Genomic DNA, 294 nt, shown 5'->3' on the forward strand with positions numbered 1-294 from the left:
GATCAGTTGGCCGGGAGTACCTTCTCCCTGAATTGATATATCGCTATTTATCCGGTAGTGAGCGTTTTTTTGCGGCTCGGTAATCCGCATTGGCATGGTAAAGTGCCATTCAATAGGTATACCAATTTTATTCCCATCCTTGGTTTCCTGTATCACTAATGTATAGGCTTCTCCTCCGTGTAGTTTGCTTGTGTCAATGTTTAACCCCCAATGAGGCATAGCAAGGCCAGCTATGATAGCAACAGCACCGATAACAGCACCCGAAGCCACTCCGGCCAGCCCGGTGGCAAGCCC

Annotated in this window: 1 protein-coding gene; it reads right to left on the reverse strand. The window is 48.6% G+C overall.

Annotated elements, in window-relative coordinates; all coding sequences use genetic code 11:
• Positions 1 to 294 (reverse strand): hypothetical protein (locus AAC855_RS21805; RefSeq protein ID WP_340612135.1); only part of this gene is annotated, 294 nt, incomplete at both ends.

Source organism: Xenorhabdus bharatensis (genome assembly GCF_037996705.1).
In the GTDB taxonomy this organism is placed as follows: domain Bacteria; phylum Pseudomonadota; class Gammaproteobacteria; order Enterobacterales; family Enterobacteriaceae; genus Xenorhabdus; species Xenorhabdus bharatensis.